The sequence below is a fragment of the uncultured Georgenia sp. genome, assembly GCF_937958535.1.
In the GTDB taxonomy this organism is placed as follows: domain Bacteria; phylum Actinomycetota; class Actinomycetes; order Actinomycetales; family Actinomycetaceae; genus Oceanitalea.
The window spans coordinates 1-18,319 of the sequence record NZ_CALGNQ010000040.1; the positions used below are offsets into that span (position 1 = coordinate 1).

The 18,319-nt window shown below is 74.7% G+C and carries 23 protein-coding genes; 6 read left to right on the top strand and 17 right to left on the bottom strand.

What is annotated here, in order from left to right:
- Positions 1-111: manganese catalase family protein (locus Q0195_RS02215; protein ID WP_299274007.1), on the bottom strand; the 111-nt coding region annotated here is incomplete at its 3' end.
- Between the two features lie 161 nt (positions 112-272).
- Here Q0195_RS02215 and Q0195_RS02220 point away from each other — a divergent pair.
- Both Q0195_RS02220 and Q0195_RS02225 read left to right on the top strand, forming a co-directional pair.
- On the top strand, positions 273-854 hold the full coding sequence (locus Q0195_RS02220) for a DUF2231 domain-containing protein (protein ID WP_299273957.1): 582 nt from the start codon (positions 273-275) through the stop codon (positions 852-854).
- Positions 855-878: 24 nt separating this feature from the next.
- A complete protein-coding gene (locus tag Q0195_RS02225) occupies positions 879-1,223 on the top strand; it encodes a CinA family protein (RefSeq protein ID WP_299273960.1) in 345 nt (114 codons plus the stop codon).
- 27 nt (positions 1,224-1,250) lie between these two features.
- Here Q0195_RS02225 and lgt read toward each other — a convergent pair whose 3' ends face one another.
- From lgt to hisI, 9 genes are all read right to left on the bottom strand, one after another.
- A complete protein-coding gene (gene lgt / locus Q0195_RS02230) occupies positions 1,251-2,195 on the bottom strand; it encodes a prolipoprotein diacylglyceryl transferase (protein ID WP_299273963.1) in 945 nt (314 codons plus the stop codon).
- A 9-nt stretch (positions 2,196-2,204) separates the two neighbouring features.
- Positions 2,205-3,029: a tryptophan synthase subunit alpha gene (gene trpA, locus Q0195_RS02235; protein ID WP_299273965.1), complete on the bottom strand. Its 825-nt coding sequence runs from the start codon at positions 3,027-3,029 to the stop codon at positions 2,205-2,207.
- Positions 3,029-4,321, bottom strand: coding sequence for a tryptophan synthase subunit beta (trpB, locus tag Q0195_RS02240; protein ID WP_299273967.1), 1,293 nt, complete (start codon positions 4,319-4,321; stop codon positions 3,029-3,031). Before trpB ends, trpA begins: the two co-directional genes overlap by 1 nt.
- The gene (trpC, locus tag Q0195_RS02245; protein ID WP_299273971.1) at positions 4,318-5,136 is read right to left on the bottom strand and encodes an indole-3-glycerol phosphate synthase TrpC; all 819 of its coding nucleotides are present in this window, start codon (positions 5,134-5,136) and stop codon (positions 4,318-4,320) included. The genes trpB and trpC overlap by 4 nt, the downstream gene beginning before the upstream one ends.
- Positions 5,137-5,230: 94 nt before the next feature.
- A complete protein-coding gene (locus Q0195_RS02250; RefSeq protein ID WP_299273974.1) occupies positions 5,231-5,530 on the bottom strand; it encodes a hypothetical protein in 300 nt (99 codons plus the stop codon).
- A complete protein-coding gene (locus Q0195_RS02255; RefSeq protein WP_299273976.1) occupies positions 5,527-5,811 on the bottom strand; it encodes an HGxxPAAW family protein in 285 nt (94 codons plus the stop codon). The genes Q0195_RS02250 and Q0195_RS02255 overlap by 4 nt, the downstream gene beginning before the upstream one ends.
- Positions 5,812-5,850: 39 nt before the next feature.
- Complete coding sequence (locus tag Q0195_RS02260; protein WP_299273978.1) at positions 5,851-6,453, bottom strand: Trp biosynthesis-associated membrane protein; 603 nt, start codon at positions 6,451-6,453, stop codon at positions 5,851-5,853.
- Positions 6,450-8,006 carry an anthranilate synthase component I gene (locus Q0195_RS02265; RefSeq protein ID WP_299273981.1) on the bottom strand — a complete coding sequence of 519 codons (1,557 nt, stop codon included), beginning with the start codon at positions 8,004-8,006 and terminating at the stop codon, positions 6,450-6,452. The genes Q0195_RS02260 and Q0195_RS02265 overlap by 4 nt, the downstream gene beginning before the upstream one ends.
- Positions 8,003-8,374, bottom strand: coding sequence for a phosphoribosyl-AMP cyclohydrolase (hisI, locus tag Q0195_RS02270; protein WP_299273983.1), 372 nt, complete (start codon positions 8,372-8,374; stop codon positions 8,003-8,005). The genes Q0195_RS02265 and hisI overlap by 4 nt, the downstream gene beginning before the upstream one ends.
- Positions 8,375-8,577: 203 nt before the next feature.
- On the opposite strand from hisI, the gene Q0195_RS02275 reads away from it, so the two are divergent.
- Positions 8,578-9,060 carry an OsmC family protein gene (locus Q0195_RS02275; RefSeq protein WP_299273986.1) on the top strand — a complete coding sequence of 161 codons (483 nt, stop codon included), beginning with the start codon at positions 8,578-8,580 and terminating at the stop codon, positions 9,058-9,060.
- Positions 9,061-9,068: 8 nt separating this feature from the next.
- On the opposite strand, the gene Q0195_RS02280 is transcribed toward Q0195_RS02275, so the two are convergent.
- From Q0195_RS02280 to Q0195_RS02290, 3 genes are all read right to left on the bottom strand, one after another.
- The gene (locus Q0195_RS02280) at positions 9,069-10,868 is read right to left on the bottom strand and encodes an ABC transporter ATP-binding protein (protein WP_299273988.1); all 1,800 of its coding nucleotides are present in this window, start codon (positions 10,866-10,868) and stop codon (positions 9,069-9,071) included.
- Positions 10,865-12,769 carry an ABC transporter ATP-binding protein gene (locus Q0195_RS02285; protein ID WP_299273991.1) on the bottom strand — a complete coding sequence of 635 codons (1,905 nt, stop codon included), beginning with the start codon at positions 12,767-12,769 and terminating at the stop codon, positions 10,865-10,867. Before Q0195_RS02285 ends, Q0195_RS02280 begins: the two co-directional genes overlap by 4 nt.
- A 123-nt stretch (positions 12,770-12,892) precedes the next feature.
- Complete coding sequence (locus tag Q0195_RS02290; protein WP_299273994.1) at positions 12,893-13,456, bottom strand: hypothetical protein; 564 nt, start codon at positions 13,454-13,456, stop codon at positions 12,893-12,895.
- Between the two features lie 73 nt (positions 13,457-13,529).
- On the opposite strand from Q0195_RS02290, the gene hisF reads away from it, so the two are divergent.
- Genes hisF through Q0195_RS02305 form a run of 3 tightly spaced genes read left to right on the top strand, consistent with a single transcriptional unit; the run spans position 13,530 to position 15,337 of the window.
- On the top strand, positions 13,530-14,300 hold the full coding sequence (gene hisF, locus Q0195_RS02295) for an imidazole glycerol phosphate synthase subunit HisF (protein WP_299273997.1): 771 nt from the start codon (positions 13,530-13,532) through the stop codon (positions 14,298-14,300).
- A 7-nt stretch (positions 14,301-14,307) separates the two neighbouring features.
- Entirely contained in the window at positions 14,308-14,964 is a 657-nt protein-coding gene (locus Q0195_RS02300; RefSeq protein ID WP_299273999.1) for a TIGR03085 family metal-binding protein, read from the top strand.
- Positions 14,957-15,337, top strand: a complete 381-nt coding sequence (locus tag Q0195_RS02305; protein WP_299274001.1) for a hypothetical protein — start codon at positions 14,957-14,959, stop codon at positions 15,335-15,337. Before Q0195_RS02300 ends, Q0195_RS02305 begins: the two co-directional genes overlap by 8 nt.
- Before the next feature lie 15 nt (positions 15,338-15,352).
- On the opposite strand, the gene Q0195_RS02310 is transcribed toward Q0195_RS02305, so the two are convergent.
- From Q0195_RS02310 to Q0195_RS02325, 4 genes are all read right to left on the bottom strand, one after another.
- Complete coding sequence (locus tag Q0195_RS02310; protein ID WP_299274003.1) at positions 15,353-15,895, bottom strand: DUF1697 domain-containing protein; 543 nt, start codon at positions 15,893-15,895, stop codon at positions 15,353-15,355.
- 20 nt (positions 15,896-15,915) lie between these two features.
- Positions 15,916-16,725 (bottom strand): FKBP-type peptidyl-prolyl cis-trans isomerase, encoded by an 810-nt coding sequence (locus Q0195_RS02315; protein ID WP_299274004.1) that lies wholly within the window; start codon positions 16,723-16,725, stop codon positions 15,916-15,918.
- 47 nt (positions 16,726-16,772) lie between these two features.
- Positions 16,773-18,155 carry a Pup--protein ligase gene (pafA, locus tag Q0195_RS02320; protein WP_299274006.1) on the bottom strand — a complete coding sequence of 461 codons (1,383 nt, stop codon included), beginning with the start codon at positions 18,153-18,155 and terminating at the stop codon, positions 16,773-16,775.
- A partial coding sequence (locus Q0195_RS02325) for a ubiquitin-like protein Pup (protein ID WP_299274009.1) occupies positions 18,152-18,319 on the bottom strand: 168 nt, incomplete at its 5' end. The genes Q0195_RS02325 and pafA, both read right to left, overlap by 4 nt.

The following is an 18,319-nucleotide window of genomic DNA, read 5'->3' on the forward strand; positions in this document are numbered from 1 at the left end:
GGTGATCTCGCCGTACTGGCCGCCGAGCACCTCCTGCAGCTTGCGGGCGTAGACGGCGTCCGGCTTCTCCGGTGTCGCCTTGAAGTGGAGCTCCTGCTTGTGGAAGTACATGTGGTTCCCCCTCGGACGACCGTCCGCTCCTGGTGTCCGGCGGCCCGATCGGGCCGCCGCGGACCCGCCGCGTCGACGTGACGGGGCCCACACCTGCGGGTGCGTGCCCCGGGGCGCTGGGGCACGCTGGTCGGCGAGCCGCACCGACCACTGGAGGTCCCATGTCGCACCGGACGACCCACCGCTCCCCCGACACCCGTCCCGCCTCGCTGGTCGCGCTCGCCGAGGCGGTCGAGGCGCAGGCCGGTCTCGACGGTCTCGTCGACGCGCTGCGCGGACCGGCCGCGGTGACGACCGCCGGCCCGACCCGGCGCCGCGTGCTCCTCGGGCACTGGCTGGGCCACGCCCTCCACCCGCTCCTCACCGACCTGCCGATCGGGTTGTGGACCAGCGCGTGGGTGCTCGACGTGGTGCCCGTCCCCGGGGCCCGCCGCGCCGCCCAGCGCCTCGTCGGCCTCGGCGTGCTCTGCGCCGCCCCCACCGCGCTCACCGGGTGGGCCGAGTGGTCCCGGACCACCGAGCAGCGGGTCCGACGGGTCGGGGTGGTCCACGCCCTCGCCAACGGGGCGGCTGCGGCCGTCTTCGCCGGGTCCTGGCTCGCTCGGCGCCGCGGCCGCCACACCACCGGCGTCGTGCTGGGGCAGGTCGCGATGGTCGCGACGAGCGCCGGCGGGTTCCTCGGCGCGCACCTGGCCCTCGGGCGCAAGGTCGGCACCGACGCCGCGGACGTCGGCAGCCCGTGACGTCCGAGGTGCTCCGGCGGAGCGGTGACCTACACCGTCGAGGCCAAGCAGCGGGCGCTGGGCGTGCCCGACGTCCCGGTGATCTCCGCCGAGTGCGCCACGGCGATGGCGCAGGGCGCCGCCCGGATCCTCGGCGCCGACTGCACCGTCGCGGTCACCGGCGTGGGTGGGCCGGACGAGCAGGAGGGGCAGCCGGTGGGTACCGTCTTCATCGCGGTGCACACGCCCCGGGGCACGACCTGGGAGGAGCAGCACTTCGACGGCGACCCGCAGGAGATCCTCGACGCGACGACCCTGCGCTCGCTCGAGCTGCTCGGGTCCGCGATCGGTGCGCTGAAGGCGGCACCCGCCCGCGAGAGACGCCGGTGACGCCGTCGCCCAGGTGACGGCGGCCGGCTAACGGTCGGCGGGCTCGCCGCGGCCCGGTGCCCGGTCCTCCGCCGCGCCGTCCGCGGCGGTGCCCGGCTCACCGACCGAGTCCGCCGCCCCGGCCGGCTCCGGCTCGCGCCCCGGCAGCCAGAGCTCCTCCTCCCGGCCGCGGTTGCGGCGTCCGGTGCGGACGAAGAAGTACAGTGCCAGGAGGAAGACGACGATCGAGGTCCACACGTTGAGCCGCACCCCGAGCACGGTCTCGGCGGTGTCGATGCGCAGGTACTCGATCCACACCCGGCCCAGGGTGTAGAGCATGACGTACAGCCACATGACCCGGCCGTGTCGTAGCCGGAAGCGGCGCTCGGCCCAGACCAGCACCCCGGCCATCGCCAGGTTCCACACCAGCTCGTAGAGGAACGTGGGGTGGAAGAGGAGGTCGGGGTCGGTGTAGCCGGCCACGCGGTGTGCGGCGTCGATCTCCAGCCCCCACGGCAGCGTCGTCGGGGCGCCGTAGAGCTCCTGGTTGAAGTAGTTGCCGATGCGTCCGATCGCCTGGGCGATCAGGAGTCCGGGGGCCAGCGCGTCGGCGAACGGCGCCAGCCGCAGGCCGCGCCGGCGTAGCGCCAGCCAGGCCCCGAGGGCGCCGGCGGGGACGGCGCCCCAGATCCCCAGGCCCCCCGTCCAGATCTCCACGACCCGGGCCGGGTCGCCGTCCGGTCCGAAGTAGGCGTCCGGGGAGGAGACCACGTGGTAGATCCGCGCACCGACGATGCCGAAGAGCACCATCCACAGCGAGACGTCGAGCGCGGTGTCCTTCGGGCCACCCCTGGCGGTGTAGCGCCGGTCCAGGATCCACCAGGCGACGACGATGCCGATGGCGATCGCCAGGGCGTACGCGCGCAGCGGGAGCGGCCCGAGGTACCACTCGGACTCGGGTGGGCTGGGGATGGACGCGGGGAGGTTCAGCACCCCGGCAGCCTAGCGCCGGACGCCGGCGGCGAGGTCCGTGACCACCGAGCGCAAGGCGGCGAGCCCGGCCTCCGGGTCGGGGTCGCCGAGCGCGCGGACGAGCGCAGAGCCGACGATGACGCCGTCGGCGTACTCGGCCACCTCGGCCGCCTGGTCGCCGGTGGACACGCCCAGTCCGACGCACACCCGCCGCCCACCTGCCGCGCGGGTACGGGCGACGAGCTCACGGGCGTGGCTGTCGACGCTGGACCGCACACCGGTGACGCCCATCGTCGAGGCCGCGTAGACGAAGCCGCGGCACGCCGCCGCGGTCATCGCCAACCTCTCGTCGGTGGAGCTGGGGGCCACGAGGAAGACCTTGTCGAGGTCGTGGGCGTCGGCGGCGGCGACCCAGGCGCCGGCCTCGTCGGGGATGAGGTCCGGGGTGATGAGCCCGGCTCCCCCGGCGTTGGCCAGGTCGCGGGCGAAGCGGTCCACGCCGTAACGCAGCACCGGGTTGTAGTAGGTCATCACCAGCACGGCGGCGCCCGTGGCGGCCACCTGTTCCACGGCGTGGAGCACGTCCGTCACCCGGGTGCCCTGGGCCAGGGCCCGGGTGGTGGCGTGCTGGATGACCTCGCCGTCCATCCCGGGGTCGGAGTAGGGCAGGCCGAGCTCGACGATGTCGGCGCCGGCGTCGACCGCGGTGCGGGCGGCGGCGACGGAGCCGGCGACGGTCGGGTAGCCCACCGGCAGGTAGACGACCAGGCCCTTGCGGCCCTCGGCCAGGGCGGCGTCGATCGCCGCGCCGGAACGCTTGCCGGCCGTCGTTGCGGCCGGGATCTGCTCGTTCATCAGTGCTCCGCGCTGCCCGTCGCCTCGTAGCCGGCGTCGTCCACCGCGCCGGTCTTCGCCTCGTCCTGGGGCCGGGCCGCGTCGGTGTCGTCGAGCAGGCCGAACCACGCGGCGGCCGTCTCGACGTCCTTGTCCCCGCGCCCGGAGAGGTTGACCAGGATGGTCGGTGCCGCCTCGCCCGCCTCCGCGGCCGCGCGCCCGATCCGCAGGGCGCCGGCCAGCGCGTGCGCGCTCTCGATGGCCGGGATGATGCCCTCCGTGCGGCACAGCAGCCGGAAGGCCTCCATCGCCTCGGCGTCGGTGACCGGCACGTACTCGGCCCGGCCGAGCTCGGCGAGCCAGGCGTGCTCGGGACCGACGCCCGGGTAGTCCAGCCCCGCCGAGATCGAGTGCGACTCGATGGTCTGGCCGTCCTCGTCCTGGAGCAGGAAGGTGTGGGCGCCGTGGAGCACCCCCGGGCTGCCCGCGCTGATGGAGGAGGCGTGCCGGCCGGTGTCCACGCCGTCTCCCGCCGCCTCCAGGCCGACGAGGCGCACGCCCTCGTCGTCGAGGAAGGCGTTGAAGATGCCGATGGCGTTGGAGCCGCCGCCGACGCAAGCGCACACGACGTCGGGCAGGCGACCGGTGAGGGCGAGCACCTGCTCGCGGGCCTCCTCGCCGATGATCTTCTGCAGGTCGCGGACCAGCCCGGGGAACGGGTGCGGGCCGGCGGCGGTGCCGAAGACGTAGTTCGTCGTGTCGACGTTCGTCACCCAGTCGCGGAACGCTTCGTTGATGGCGTCCTTCAGGGTGCGCGAGCCGGAGGACACGGCGACGACCTCGGTGCCGAGCAGCTCCATGCGCGCGACGTTGAGCGCCTGGCGCCGCACGTCCTCCTCGCCCATGTAGATGGTGCACTCCAGGCCGAGCAGCGCCGCCGCGGTCGCGGTGGCGACGCCGTGCTGGCCCGCCCCGGTCTCCGCGATGACCCGCTTCTTGCCGAGCTTGCGGGTGAGCAGCGCCTGGCCGAGGACGTTGTTGATCTTGTGCGAGCCGGTGTGGTTGAGGTCCTCCCGCTTGAGGATGACCCGGGCCCCGCCCGCGTGCTCGGCGAACCGCGGCACCTCGGTGATGATGCTCGGGCGGCCGGTGTAGGTGCGGTGCAGCTCGGCGAGCTCGGCCTGGAAGGACGGGTCGTCGCGCAGCTCGCGCCACGCGGCGTCGAGCTCGTCGAGGGCGGCGACCAGCGCCTCGGCGACGAAGCGCCCCCCGAACCGGCCGAAGTACGGCCCCTCGGCGTGCGACAGGCTCACGGACGCACCGCCCGCAGCGACGGGTGCGCGCCGGCCGCGACCATGTCCGCCACCGCCTGCCGCGGCGAGCCCTGCGTGACGAGGGCCTCACCGACGAGGACGACGTCGGCGCCCGCGCGGGCGTACTCCAGGACGTCGTAGGGGCCCCGGACCCCGGACTCGGCGACCTTGAGGAGGTGGTCGGGCACGACGTCGACGACCCGGGCGAAGGTCGAACGGTCGACCTCCAGGGTGTGGAGGTTGCGCGCGTTGATGCCCACCACCTGTGCCCCGGCGTCGACGGCGCGCTTGGCCTCCTCCCGGTCGTGCGCCTCCACGAGGGCGGTCATGCCCAGGGAGTGCACCCGCTCGACGAGCGAGGTGAGCGCGCTCTGCTCCAGGGCGGCGACGATGAGCAGGACGAGGTCGGCGCCGTACGCCCGGGCCTCCCACACCTGGTAGGGCGTGACGACGAAGTCCTTACGCAGGATCGGCACGTCCACCCGTGCGCGCACCGCGGCGAGGTCCTCCAGCGAGCCACCGAACCGGCGGCGCTCGGTGAGGACGCTGACGGCGCTCGCGCCGCCGGCCTCGTAGTCCACGGCCAGCCCGGCCGGGTCGGCGATGTCGGCCAGCGCCCCCTTCGACGGGCTCGAGCGCTTGACCTCGGCGATGATCGTCACCGCGTCGGCCCCGCCGCGCAGCGCCGCGACGGCGTCCTTCGCGCCGGGCTGCTGCTGCGCGCGCTCCTTGAGCACGTCGAGCGGCACCTGCGCCTCGCGCTCTGCGAGGTCCTCCCGGACACCCGCGATGATCTCTTCCAGCACCGTCGTCACGGCGTACTCCCTCCCCTGGGTCGGGTCCCATGGTAGGCGTCCCCGGGGACCCGCCCGACCACCCGTCCGGTAGGCGGGCCGGCGGGGACACGGCTCAGCTGCCGACCACGCCGGCGAGCATCCCGACGATGGCGAGCACCCACAGCACGCTGCCCACGACGCCCAGGACGATGCCGGCGACCGCCTGCGGCCGGTTCGCGGCCCGGCCCGCGCTGTGGGCGACCACGCCGGTGATACCGAGCACCACGGCCGCGACGGCGACGGCCGCCCCGAGCGGCAGCAGCACGGCCGGGGCCAGCCCGACGGGCGCCATCAGCCCGAGGATCCCGGCGATCCCCAGCCCCAGCGCCCAGCTGCCGAGGCGGTTGCGCGCGGTGGGGCCGGTGGAGGTCACGCGTACCAGTCGGGCTCGCCGGGGCCGGGCGGGTTGTCGCGGTTGCGGGGCTGGCCCAGGCCCACGGCCGAGAGCACGGCGCTGACGATGACGGTGAGGACGAGCAGCGCGACGCCGACGATGAGCACCCAGCGCTCCCACATGACGAGCCCGAGCCCGGTGACGACACCTCCGATGCAGATGCCCCAGAACATCACCCACCCGGCGACGGTCTTGCCCTCGTTCTGGAACGGGGCTGCGGGGGGCAGCTCGTAGTCACGGCGGGTGCCGTCGTGCGACATGGTTCGCTTCCTCTCGGCGGTCGTCATCTGGGTCAGATCCTATCCGTGGTCGGGGGCACTGGGATCCTCGCCCCGCCCGAGCGCGTCCCAGTCGTCCATCGCCTGCACGCGGGCGTCGGGGGCCGTCTGCGCGGACGGCGCGCCGCCGGCGCGTTCGAAGCGGCGGCCGGCCGGTGTCGTCGTGATACGGGTGGCGAGGACACCCGCGACGGCGACGGCCACACCGAGCGCGGCGGTGAGGTAGGGCCACACGGTGAGCGACGGGGCGCCGGTGATCTCCGCCACTCCGGTGGCCTGGGCCGCCACGCCCCGCAGCGGAGGGACCGGGTCACGCAGGAAGCCCACCGTCGTCACGGCGAGGAGCAGCCCGAGGAGGGCGACGGCGGCGGCCCCGACCCGCACGACCCAGCGGCCGCCCAGCGAGACGGCCAGGCCCGCGGCGAGGACGGCGACGCTCGCCGCCGTGGTCACCGGCTGCATCTCGGAGCCCGAGGCGCTCACCGTGCTCTGCCCGAGCACCGTGGGGACCGTGACGCTCGCCCACGGGAGGGCCGAGGCGCCCACCCCGAGCGCGCCGAGGACGAGCACGGCGAGGACCACCCGGCCCCGGGTGACGGGCCTGCGGCCACCGGAGGTGCTCACGGCGCCTCCCCCGCAGGCCGCAGGCGGGCGGCGACCTCCACCGCCCGCAGGGCGGCGGCCGCCTTGTTCCGGGACTCCTCGTACTCCAGCTCGGGGACCGAGTCCGCGACGATCCCCGCACCCGCCTGGACGCTGGCCACGCCGTCACGGATGTAGGCGGTGCGGATCGCGATGGCCATGTCGGTGTTCCCGGCGAAGTCGAAGTAGCCGACGGTGCCGCCGTAGATGCCGCGCCGCGCCGGCTCGAGGTCGTCGATGAGCTCGATGGCACGCGGCTTCGGGGCACCGGACAGGGTGCCGGCGGGGAAGGTCGCCACGAGCCCGTCGAGTGCCGTCGCGCCCTCCCGGAGCCGACCGGAGACGGTCGAGGAGACGTGCATGATGTGGCTGTACCGCTTGATCTCCATGAGCTCGACCACCTCCACGCTCTCCGGCTCGCACACCTTGGCGAGGTCGTTGCGCGCGAGGTCGACGAGCATGATGTGCTCGGCGCGCTCCTTCGGGTCGGCGAGGAGCTCCTCGGCCAGCGCGCGGTCCTCCTCGGCGGTGGCCCCCCGCGGGCGGGACCCGGCCAGCGGGAAGGTCACCGCGTGGCCGTCGGTGACCTTGACGAGCGTCTCGGGGCTGGAGCCCACGACGGCGAAGCCTCCGGAACGCCCGGGGGCCGGCACGTCCGGCAGCTCGAGGTAGTACATGTAGGGGCTGGGGTTGATCGTCCGCAGTGCGCGGTACACGTCCAGCGGCGCCGCGGGGCAGTCGGCGTCCACCCGCAGCGAGATCACCAGCTGGAAGACCTCCCCGTCGCGGATCGCCTGCTTGGCGGCCCGCACCCCGTTCTCGAACTCCTCCCGGGTGGAGCGCAGGCGCAGCTGCGGCCCGTCGGTGCGGTCGGGGCCCATGACGGCGGCGTGGGAGGAACTGGGGCGCAGCAGCGCGGCCTCCATCGCGTCGAGCCTGGCGACGGCGTCGGCGTGGGCCTCGTCGACGCGCTCGTCGGTGGCGTCGAAGTTGATCGCGTTGGCGACCAGCCACACCGAGCCGTCGGTGTGGTCGACGGCGGCCAGGTCGCTCGCCAGGCACAGCGCGACCTCGGGGGCGTCGAGCTCCACCGGGGCGTTGGCGCGCAGGCGAGGCTCCCACTGACGCAGGACGTCCCAGCCCAGGGAGCCGACGAGACCGCCGGTCAGCGGGGGCAGGTCGGGCAGGCTCGGGGTGTGCAGGACGCGCAGGGTCTCGCGCAGCACCTCGAGCACCGGTCCCTCGGTCGGGATGCCGACGGGGACGTCCCCGAGCCACTGCGCGCGGCCGTCGCGGGCCAGCAGGGTGGCGCGGGAGCGCACGCCCACGAACGACCAGCGCGCCCAGGCACCGTGCTCGGCGGACTCGAGGATGAACGTCCCCGGCCGGCCGGCCGCGAGCTGCCGGTACAGGCCCACGGGCGTGACGTCGTCGGCGAGGAGACGGCGCACGACGGGGATGACGCGCCGGTCCGCGGCCAGCTCGCGGAAGGTCGGCAGGTCGGGCCACGTGGCGCCCCACGCGGGCGCGCTCACGCCGGCATCCCCGTCCCACCGACGACCGCGCCGAGGTCCCCGCCGGCCTCGAAACAGCTGCGCGTGCCGGTGTGGCACGCGGCGCCGACCTGCTCCACGCGCACGAGCAGGGCGTCGCCGTCGCAGTCGACCGCCACGGAGCGGACGTGCTGGACGTGGCCCGAGGTGTCGCCCTTGCGCCAGTACTCCTGCCGGGAGCGCGACCAGAAGGTCGCCCGGCCGGTGGTCAACGTGCGGTGCAGCGCCTCGTCGTCCATCCAGCCGACCATGAGGACCTGGTCGGTGATGTCGTCCTGGACGACGGCGCAGACGAGCCCGGCGCTGTCGCGCTTGAGCCGGGCGGCGATCGTGGGGTCGAGGCTGGGCACCCGTCGATCTTGCCACGACCGCGCGCTCGCGCGTCCGCGCGGTCCATACCGGACGGTGGGGGCGCGGCGGAAGAGGGCCGCCGGGCCGTCTCGGGCTGCGGGCGGGCGACGGGCGCCGGTCTCGGCGGGTGGTGGCCGACCGCCGCGCCCTGCCGCCGGTCCCTAGCGTGCGGACCTCACCCACCGACCGAGGAGAGACAGCCATGACCGCCACCGCCGTCCCCACCACCGACCCGACGCCCCGCCTGGCGCAGTTCTCCGCCACCGGCACCTCGAAGGGCGCGCTGTCCACGGCCGTGCGGGCGCGCCAGTTCGAGTTCGTCGTCGCCGAGCCGCCCTCGCTCGGCGGCACCGACGAGGGCGCCAACCCCATCGAGTACCTCCTCGGCTCGCTCAACGGCTGCGTCACCGTGGTCGTGGAGACCATCGCCGCCGAGCTCCAGATCGCCGTGGCGTCGGTCGAGACCGACGCCACCGGCACCATCGACCTGCGCGGCTTCGCCGGTACCGCCGACGTCTCGCCGCACTTCCAGCAGCTGACGCTCACCCTGACCCTGACGACCTCGGCGACGGAGCCGGAGGTGGCCGAGCTGCGGGAGCGGGTGCTGCGCCGCTGCCCGGTGTTCAACCTCATCCGGGACGCCGGGGTGGACCTGCGCGAGGTGTGGCAGGTGCGCCGCCCCTGACCGGCGCGTCAGCGGGTCTGCCGCACCCAGCTCGCGTGCATCCGGGCGTACACGCCGCGCCGCGTGAGGAGCTCGCTGTGCGTCCCCACCTCGACGACGGCACCCCGGTCCACGACGACGACGAGGTCGGCCGCCTCGGCGGTGGACAGCCGGTGAGCGATGGCCACCGACGTGCGGCCCGCCTGGAGCCGGGCGAGCGCCCGGGTGATCCGCCCCTCGGTGGCCGGGTCGACCGCGGACGTCGCCTCGTCCAGGACGAGGAGGTCGGCGTCCGCGAGGTAGGCACGGGCGATGGCGACGAGCTGGCGCTCCCCGGCGGAGAGCGACTCCCCCCGCTGCCCGACCGCGGTGTCCAGCCCGTCGGGCAGGCCGGCGAGCCAGTCGGTGAGGTGGAGGTCCGCCACGGCGGCCTCCACCTGCTGCCGGTCGCGCGGGACGCGGCCGTAGGCGATGTTGTCGGCGATGGTGCCGTCGAAGAGGAACCCCTCCTGCGGGACGAGCACCACCCGTTCCCGCAGCGTGGCGAGGGGCAGGTCACGCAGGTCCACGCCGTCGAGGAGCACCCGACCGCTCGTCGGGTCCATGAGCCGGGCGAGCAGCTTGCCCAGCGTCGTCTTGCCCGAGCCGGTCTCCCCCACCATCGCCACCGACGCACCGGGCGGGATGTGCAGCGTGACCCCGTGGAGCACCTCGGGTCCGCCCGGGTAGGCGAAGCGCACGTCGAGGAAGTCCACGGCCGCAGCCCGGTGGGGTCGCCCGTCGTCCTGGCGTGCGGGCGCGGTGACGGGGCGGACCGGGTCGGTGACGTCGAGCGGTGTCTCCAGGACGGCGATGACCCGCCGCCACCCGGCCACCGCGTTCTGCAGCTCGTTGAGCATCTCGGTGGCGTTCTGCACCGGGCCGGTGAACATCTGGACGAGGAAGAGGAAGGCGAGCAGCCGGCCCACGGTGAGGTCGCCGGCGAGCCCGAGGAAGGTGCCCACGACCACCGTCGCGGCGAGGGCGACACCGGAGAAGGCCATCCCGGTGGAGAAGGCCAGTGCGGTGAACGTCTGGGCCCGGATGGCGTGGGCGCGGTGGTCCTGGACGGCGTGGTCGATCCGGCGCTGGGTGCGACCGGCCGCGCCGTAGGCCCGGATCGTCTCCGCGCCGACGACCGACTCGGAGATGGCCCCGAGCATCGCCCCGACCTTGACCCGCACGGCGCCGTAGGCGCGCGAGACGACCCGCTGGGCACGGGGGGCCAGGACGAACATCGGCGCGAAGCAGAGCCATACGACGAGCGCGAGGACCGGGGAGTACACGACCATCGCCACGGTCGCCACGAGGAGCTGGCCGGCGTTGAGGACGAGCTGGAGGCCGCCCCACTGGACGAAGCGGGAGACGGTGTCGACGTCGCTCGTCACGCGGGAGACGAGCGAGCCGCGCCGCTCGGCGGCCTGGGTGAGCACCGACAGGTCGTGGACGTGGCGGAAGGTGCGGGTGCGCAGCTGGGCCAGGCCCCGCTCGCTGGCGCGGAAGAGCCGAATGTTGACCGCCGAGCTCGCCACGCCGGCCACGACGACCGCTGCCAGCGCGAGCACCGCGGTGCGCAGCACGACCGGGGCGTCGGGGCCACCGGGCGCCAGGATGGCGTTGTCGGTGACGAGCTGGACGACCACGGGGACGACGACCCGGCCGGCGGTGGCCACCACCGCGAGGAGGAGCGTCCAGACCAGTCCCTCGAGCATCGCCGGGGAGAGCTGCAGCCCGCGGCGGACGGTCGCCACGACGCCGAGCTCGGAGGAGGTGGAGATGGTCGTGCTCACCGCGCCTCCTCCCGCTCACGCCGGTGCTCCGCACTGCGCCGGGCGTAGCTGGTGACGAGCTCGACGTACCCCGGGTCGCGGGCCATGAGCTCGTCGTGGGTGCCGACGTCCACCACCCGTCCCCGGTCGAGGTGGACGACCTCGTCGGCCAGGGCGATGGTCGCGGTGCGGTAGGCCACGACGAGGACGCTCATCCCCGAGCCGCGCGTGGCGCCGAGCCCGGTGAGGATCTCCTGCTCGACGACGGGGTCGACGGCGCTGGTCGCGTCGTCCAGGATTAGCAGCCGGGGGCGGCGCACGAGGGCGCGGGCGATGGCGAGACGTTGGCGCTGCCCACCGGACAGGGTGGTGCCCCGCTCCCCCACCACGGTGTCCAGCCCGTGCGGCAGGGCGCGGACGAACTCCTCGGCGCGGGCGGTGCGCAGCGCCGCCCACACCTCCTCGTCGGTGACGTCGGTGGTGTCGTCGAGGACGATGTTGCCGCGCACGGTGTCGTCGAAGACGAAGGTCGACTGGCTCACCAGCGCCACCTGGCGGGTGCGTTCGGCATGGCTGAGGTCGCGCACGTCGACCCCGTCGTACCGCACCGTGCCGCGCGTGGGGTCGACGAGGCGGGCCACCACGGTGGTGAGGGTCGACTTGCCCGAGCCGGTCGGACCGACGACGGCGACCGTGCTGCCCGGGCGCACGTGCAGCGACACGTCGCGCAACAGCGCCACCGTGCCGCTCGTGCCGCCGGCCGGCTGCCCGGGCTCCCCGGGCACGAGGCGGGCCGGGACTCGGAGGGTGACGTGCTCGACGTCGAGGGTGAGGCCGCCGCTGCCGCGCAGGGTCGCCTCCCCCTCGGGCATGGTGCCGTCGGCGTCGACGACGTAGGAGATCCGGTCGTGCCCCACGGTGGAGCGCGGCAGCTCGGCCAGGACGAACCCGATGGCGCGCACCGGGAAGGTCATGAGGCTCAGGAGGTAGGCGATCATGACGAGGTCGCCGGTGTCGGCGGCGCCCCGCTGGATCTGTCCGACGCCGACGGCGACGACGGCGAGCGTGGCCACCGCGGGCAGCAGCTCGATGATCGGGTCGAACACCGAGCGCACCCGGCCCATCGCGATGTTCGCCTCCTGCAGCTCGGTGGCGACCGCCGCGAAGCGCCGCTCCTCCACCTCCTCGGTGCCGAGGGACTTGACGAGCAGGGACGCCTCGAAGGACTCGTGGGCGACATCGGAGACCTCGGCCCGCAGCCGCTGCGACGCCGCCACACGGGGCGCCATCCGGCGGCGGAAGACGGCGTTGACGACCACGACGACCGGCAGCACGCTCACCCCCACCGCGCCCATGAGCGGGTCGGCGACGAGCATCGCGGTGCCGGCGACGACGAGCATGACCGCGACCCCGATGGCGAAGGGCAGCGGCATGAACACCCCGGAGGCGGCCTCGGCGTCGGCGTTGGCGTTGGACAGCAGCCGCCCGGCGGGGTGCCGCCGGTGCCAGGACATCGGCAGGCGCAGGTACTGGCGCGTGACGCGCAGCCGATGGGCGGCCTGGATCTCGAAGACGGCGGCACCGGCCCACACCCGGCGGCCGGCGACCGCGGCGGCGGTGAGGATGCCGACGGCGAGGAGGGCGAGCCCGGCGAACCAGACGTGGGAGGTGGGGACGCCGTCACCGGCGAGGGCGGGGGTGACGACGCGGTCGGTGACCTCACCGAGGACGAGGCCGGAGCCGACGGTGCCCAGGCCGTAGAGCACCGAGCTGAGGACCGCCAGCGTCGACGTGCGGGCCGCGTCCCGCATGCCGCGGGCCATGAGGGTGAGCGAGCGGCGCAGGGTACCGCCCGGGAGCCGGTAGGGCCGGGGGCCGGGCCCGGGGTCGAAGGGCCGCGTCCCGGCGGTGGTCTCCGGCACGGCGGTCCGCTCCTCGGTCGGCTGGGCTGGGTCGGGGAGGCGCACCGCCCCGAGGAGGGGATTCTCGCACACGTGTTCCCGGCGCCGGGGTGGTGGGTGAGCTCGCCGGCCCGACGCCGCCGGTCACTCGGTGGACGTGTCCAGGACGAGGTCGGCCGCCGCGCGGGCGTCGTGCTCGGCCAGCAGTGCGCTCTCCTGCGCGGCCCAGGTGGACCACCGGTCCAGCCAGGCGCCGTCGTCCCGAGCCATGGCGCGGTGGTGCCGCTCGTACTCGGGTGCCTCGAGCCACACCAGCGCGTCGAGGTAGGGCGTGCACGGCAGGGAGCCGGCCCCGCACCCCTCGAGGACGACGACGGCGGAGGGCTCCACCCGGACCACCTCGCCCAGCCGCTCGGCGTGCCAGTCGTACCGGCGGTAGGAGCCGGGACGTCCCTCGCGGAGCGGGGCGAGCACGCCGGAGGCGATCTCCTCCACCCCGGCGCGCAGCCCGGTCCAGCCCCGGTAGGCGTCCTCCAGGGCGACCACCTGGGCGCCGGGGACAGCGGCCGCCACGGCGCGGGCCAGCTCGGTCTTGCCCGCCCCGGAGCGGCCGTCGAGACCCAGGACGAACGGCCGCACGGGCACCGGGCCCCGGCCCTCCCGGAGGAAGGGGGGAAGCAGCGCCAGGACGCGCTCGAGCGGGGTCACCTGACGAAACCTACCCGTCACCGGCCGCCGCCAGCGGCTACGCTCTGCCCAGCCGTTTGTCGTGGGAGGACCGATGAGTGTTGCCGTGCGGGTGATCCCGTGCCTCGACGTCGACGCCGGACGCGTCGTCAAGGGTGTCCGCTTCGAGAACCTGCGGGACGCCGGGGACCCGGTCGAGCTCGCCCGGCGCTACGGCGCCGAGGGCGCCGACGAGATCACCTTCCTCGACGTGTCCGCCTCCACGGAGGGCCGTGCCACCACCCTCGACGTCGTCGCCCGCACGGCGGAGGAGATCTTCGTCCCGCTCACGGTCGGCGGTGGGGTGCGATCCGTCGAGGACGTCGACCGGCTGCTGCGGGCGGGTGCCGACAAGGTCGGGGTCAACACCGCGGCGGTGGCCCGGCCCGAGCTGCTCACCGAGGTGGCCGCACAGTTCGGCCGCCAGGTGCTCGTGCTGTCGGTGGACGCACGCCGGTGCCGGGACGGCGCGACGACGCCGTCCGGCTTCGAGGTGACCACCCACGGTGGCCGGCGCGGCACCGGCATCGACGCCATCGAGTGGGCCGTCGAGGCAGCCGAGCGCGGCGCCGGGGAGATCCTCCTCAACTCGATCGACGCGGACGGCACCGAGGACGGCTACGACATCGAGATGCTCTCCGCGGTGCGGGCGCAGGTGACGGTGCCGCTCATCGCCTCGGGCGGCGCCGGGACCGCGGCCCACTTCACCCAGGCGGCCCTGGCGGGTGCCGACGCGGTGCTCGCCGCCTCGGTGTTCCACTTCGGCACGCTCACGGTGGCGCAGGTCAAGGAGGACATGCGCGCTGCCGGTCTCCCGGTGCGGTAGGCCCGCCGTGCTGGTGCGCTGGAGCGAGGCGGAGCGGTACGCCCTGGCGGCGACCTTCCGCGAGGTGGGCCCGGGCGCCCCGACGCTGTGCGCGGGGTGGCGCAGCGAGGACCTGCTCGCCCACCTCGTCCTGCGCGAGACCCGCCCGTGGGTGATCGGGCTGGACCGGCTGTCCGGCGCTGCGCCGGGCCGCGAGCCCCGCCAGTCTGCCATGGCGCGGGCCGCCGCCACGCCCGGTGGCTACGCCGCGCTGGTCGACGAGCTGCTCGGCCGGGACGGCCTGCGCCTCACCCGGCGGCTGGGCGACGCGGCCGACCTGCTCGAGTTCGTCGTCCACCACGAGGACCTGCGGCGCGCGGGTGACACACCGCGGCCGCCGCGGCGGCTGCCGGAGGCGATGCGCGCGGCGGTCTGGGACCGGCTCCGGGGCATGGCCCGGCTCGCGGTGCGGCGCTCGCCGGTCGGGGTCGTCCTGGTGAGCACGACCGGACCGCGCACGGTGGTCCGCCGCGGCGCGGACTCGGTGGCGCTGGTCGGTGACCCGGTCGAGCTCCTCCTGCACCTCTTCGGCCGCACCGGCCACGCCGACGTCGAGCTCCGCGGCACGCCCGACACCGTCGCGGCCTACCGGGCGGCGGTGGGGGCCGGCCCCGGGCGTGGCTGAGGTCGTCCGGCTCGTCACCGTCGTCGACGTGGACGCGGAGCCCAGCCGTGACGCGGCGTCCTTCACGGCGGTGCACGTGGCCGTCCTCGACGACGGCCGGCGCGTGCCCCTGCTCGCCGACCGCGGGTGGACCGTGAGCGGCCCCGCCGACATCTGGCGGCACATGACCGCGGCGGAGGTCGCGGCGACCGCGCGCGCCGTCGTCGGGCCGGACGAGCCCCACGGCGACACCTCGACCGAGGACATGGCGCGCGACCACTGGCAGCACCTTGCGGGGGTGCTGCGCCGCCACGACGTCCGGGTCGCTGCGGAGGTCCTGCGCCGACTGCCGCACGACGTCGAGATCGGCGCCCGCCTACGTGCCCGTCTCTGACGTGCCGGCGTCACCTCATCCGTCGAGCTTGGCGACGATGCGCTGGACGGTGAGCCAGGTGCGGGTGGTGATCTCCTCGCCCCAGGTCCGCTGCAGCCAGCCCATGAAGTCCGGGGTCCGGCGCGGGTCGCTGTTGTCGACGACGGCGAGGAACGCCCCGGCCTCCGCGTCGTAGCCGACCACCCGGGTGAGCGGGTCGGGCTCGTCCGGCAGCGGGGCACTGTCCGGCGGGCGCTTGAGGAAGGTGACGGTGAGGTAGGTGCCGCGCTGGTGGCGCAGGTCGCCGAAGGGCCGGCGGTCGAGGAGGGCACGCAGCACGCCCCCTTCGCGCACGACCGTGCCGCCGGGGATGTCCAGCTCGGTGCGCAACGCCTGCTGGATGGCCGCCTCCAGCTCGGGGACCGGGGTGGGCTCGGTGCGGAAGACGATGTTGCCGCTGGCGAGGACGGACCTGACGTCCTGGAGGCCGAGGCCCTCGAACACGCCGCGGAGCCGGGCGTTCGACATCGCCGGGTTGCTCGGCATGATCCCCCGCAGGAGCGCCGCGTAGCTCGCCATGGCGGGAGGGTACGCCCTGCTCAGCCCTCGGCGCCGGATGCGGCCAGGATGTCGACGGCGAAGACGAGGGTCTGGTCCCCCGTGCCGAGGGCCGGGGGGACCACGATGAGCACCCGCGAGCCGATCGGCTGGTCGACGATACCGTCGCGCAGGCCGGAGAAGGTCTCCTCGATCTGGACGGTGCGCGGGACCTGGCCGTCGGCCCAGGTGGAGTCGTAGATCTCGCCGCCGGGCCAGGTGACGGCGACGTACTGCAGCGTCACCTCCTCGCCCGGGGCCACCTGGCGACCGGAGCCGCGGATGACGGTCTCGACCTCCAGGCCCGTGGGCGGGTCGGTGTCGGGCAGCGTGATCGTCACCCCGTCGTCGTCCGCCGTGACGGTCGGGAGGTCCTCCCGCTGCTCGACCTCCTCGCCCCGGGCGACGGTGTGCAGGACGTCGATGACGAGGACGAGCATGTGGTCGCCGTCCTCCCCGCTCACCGGCTGGGTGACGAGGAGCCGGCTGCCCTCGGTGGTGCCGACGAGCAGCGGGTAGACCTCGTCGTCGACCTCCTCCCGGGTGAGGAGCAGGGTGCGGGCCTCGCCGGCGCCGCGGTCCGGGAGCAGCTCGCCGGTGTCGCCGTCGTAGGCACTGACGGCGAGGAGGGCGGGCCGGTCGGCCTCCAGGGCCCGCCCGTCACCCTCGACGAGCACCTCGCTGTCGGCCTCGGTGAGCTCGAGCGGGGCCGCGAAGGACACGACGGGGGGCCGGCCGAACGCACCGGAGACGGAGATCGTGGGCTCCTCCTCGGGCGCCTCCCCCGCACCGGCGCAGCCGGCGAGTGCCACCACGAGGCACGCGACAACGGCCCGGAGGGTACGGCGGGGACGGGGCATCACGCCCCCATCGCCGCGATCAGCGCCTCGACCCGCTCGTCGCTGTTGGCGAAGGGGTCCTTGCACAGGACCGTGCCCTGGCCGGCATCGTTGAGCTTGAGGTGGACCCAGTCCACGGTGTGGTCGCGGCGGTGGTCCTGGGCCGCGGCGACGAAGTCGCCGCGCAGCTTGGCCCGGGTGGTCTGCGGCGGCACGGTGCGGGCCGTCTCGATCTCCGCGTCGGACGCGACGCGGGCCATGAGGCCGCGCTCGCGCAGCTTCTCGGCGAGCCCGTCGCGCGGGGAGATGTCGTGGTAGGCCAGGACGAGCCGGCTGACCCGGATGTCGGCCAGCCCGGCCCCGCTGCTCGCCCGGTAGCGCTCGATGAGGCGCTGCTTGATCGCCCAGTCGAGCTCGGTGTCCACGAGGGAGTGGTCACCGGTGCGCAGGGCCCGCAGGCCGCGCTCCCACAGCTCCAGGACCTGCTGCTGGACGGGGCCGAGGGTCATCCCGGCGGTATGGGAGAGCACCCGCTCCAGGTATTCCTCCTGCAGGTCGAGCGCGCTGCGTCGGCGTCCGTCGACCAGCTCCAGCGGCGTGGTCGCGGTGAGGTCGCGGGAGACGTCGCGGATGGCACGCATCGGGTCGCTGAGCAGGAGGTCGTCCAGCCGGCCGCCCGCCTCGACGAGGTCGAGCACCAGGGCCGTCATCCCGATCTTGAGCAGGGTGGTGGTCTCCGCGACCGAGGAGTCGCCGGAGATGACGTGGAGCCGCCGGTAGAGGTCCGGGTCGCCGTGCGGCTCGTCGCGGGAGTTGATGATCGGCCGCGACCGGGTGGTGGCCGAGCTCATCGCGTCCCACAGGTGCTCCGACCGCTGGGAGAAGCAGTAGGTGGCCCCGCCGACGGTCTGCCGCACGGCGCCGGCACCGGTGAGGATCTGGCGGGTGACGAAGAAGGGGACGAGCTGGTCCACGGTCCGCTGGAAGTCCCGCCGCCGGCGCAGCAGGTAGTTCTCGTGGCAGCCGAAGGCGTTGCCCTCGGAGTCGACGTTGTTCTTCAGCAGGTGGATGCGTCCGCCGATGCCCTCCTCGGCGAGCCGGGCGGTCGCCTCCTCGGCCAGGTCGACGAGGATCGCCTCGCCGGCCCGGTCCTGGACGACGACCTCGCGCACGTCGTCGCACTCGGCGGTGGCGTACTCCGGGTGGGAGCCGACGTCGAGGTAGAGCCGGCCGCCGTTGCGGAGGAAGACGTTGGAGGAGCGCCCCCACTCCACGACCTTCTTGAACAGGTAGCGGGCCGCCTCGTCCGCCCCGAGCGGCGGTCCGGACTCCGGACGCCGCGCACCGTCGATCGTGATCCCGTACTCGGTCTCCAGGCCGATGATGCGGGGGGCGAGGGTCACTGCCCGCCCTTCTGCACGAATCCCTTGACGAAGGACTCGGCGTTGGTCTCCAGCACGGTGTCGATCTCGTCCAGCAGGTCGTCGAGCTCGGCCGCCTTCGCCTGCGCCCCGGAGGGTCCGGGCAGCGGCGGCGGGGTCGGCTCCTCCGGCTCCCGCTCGCTCCG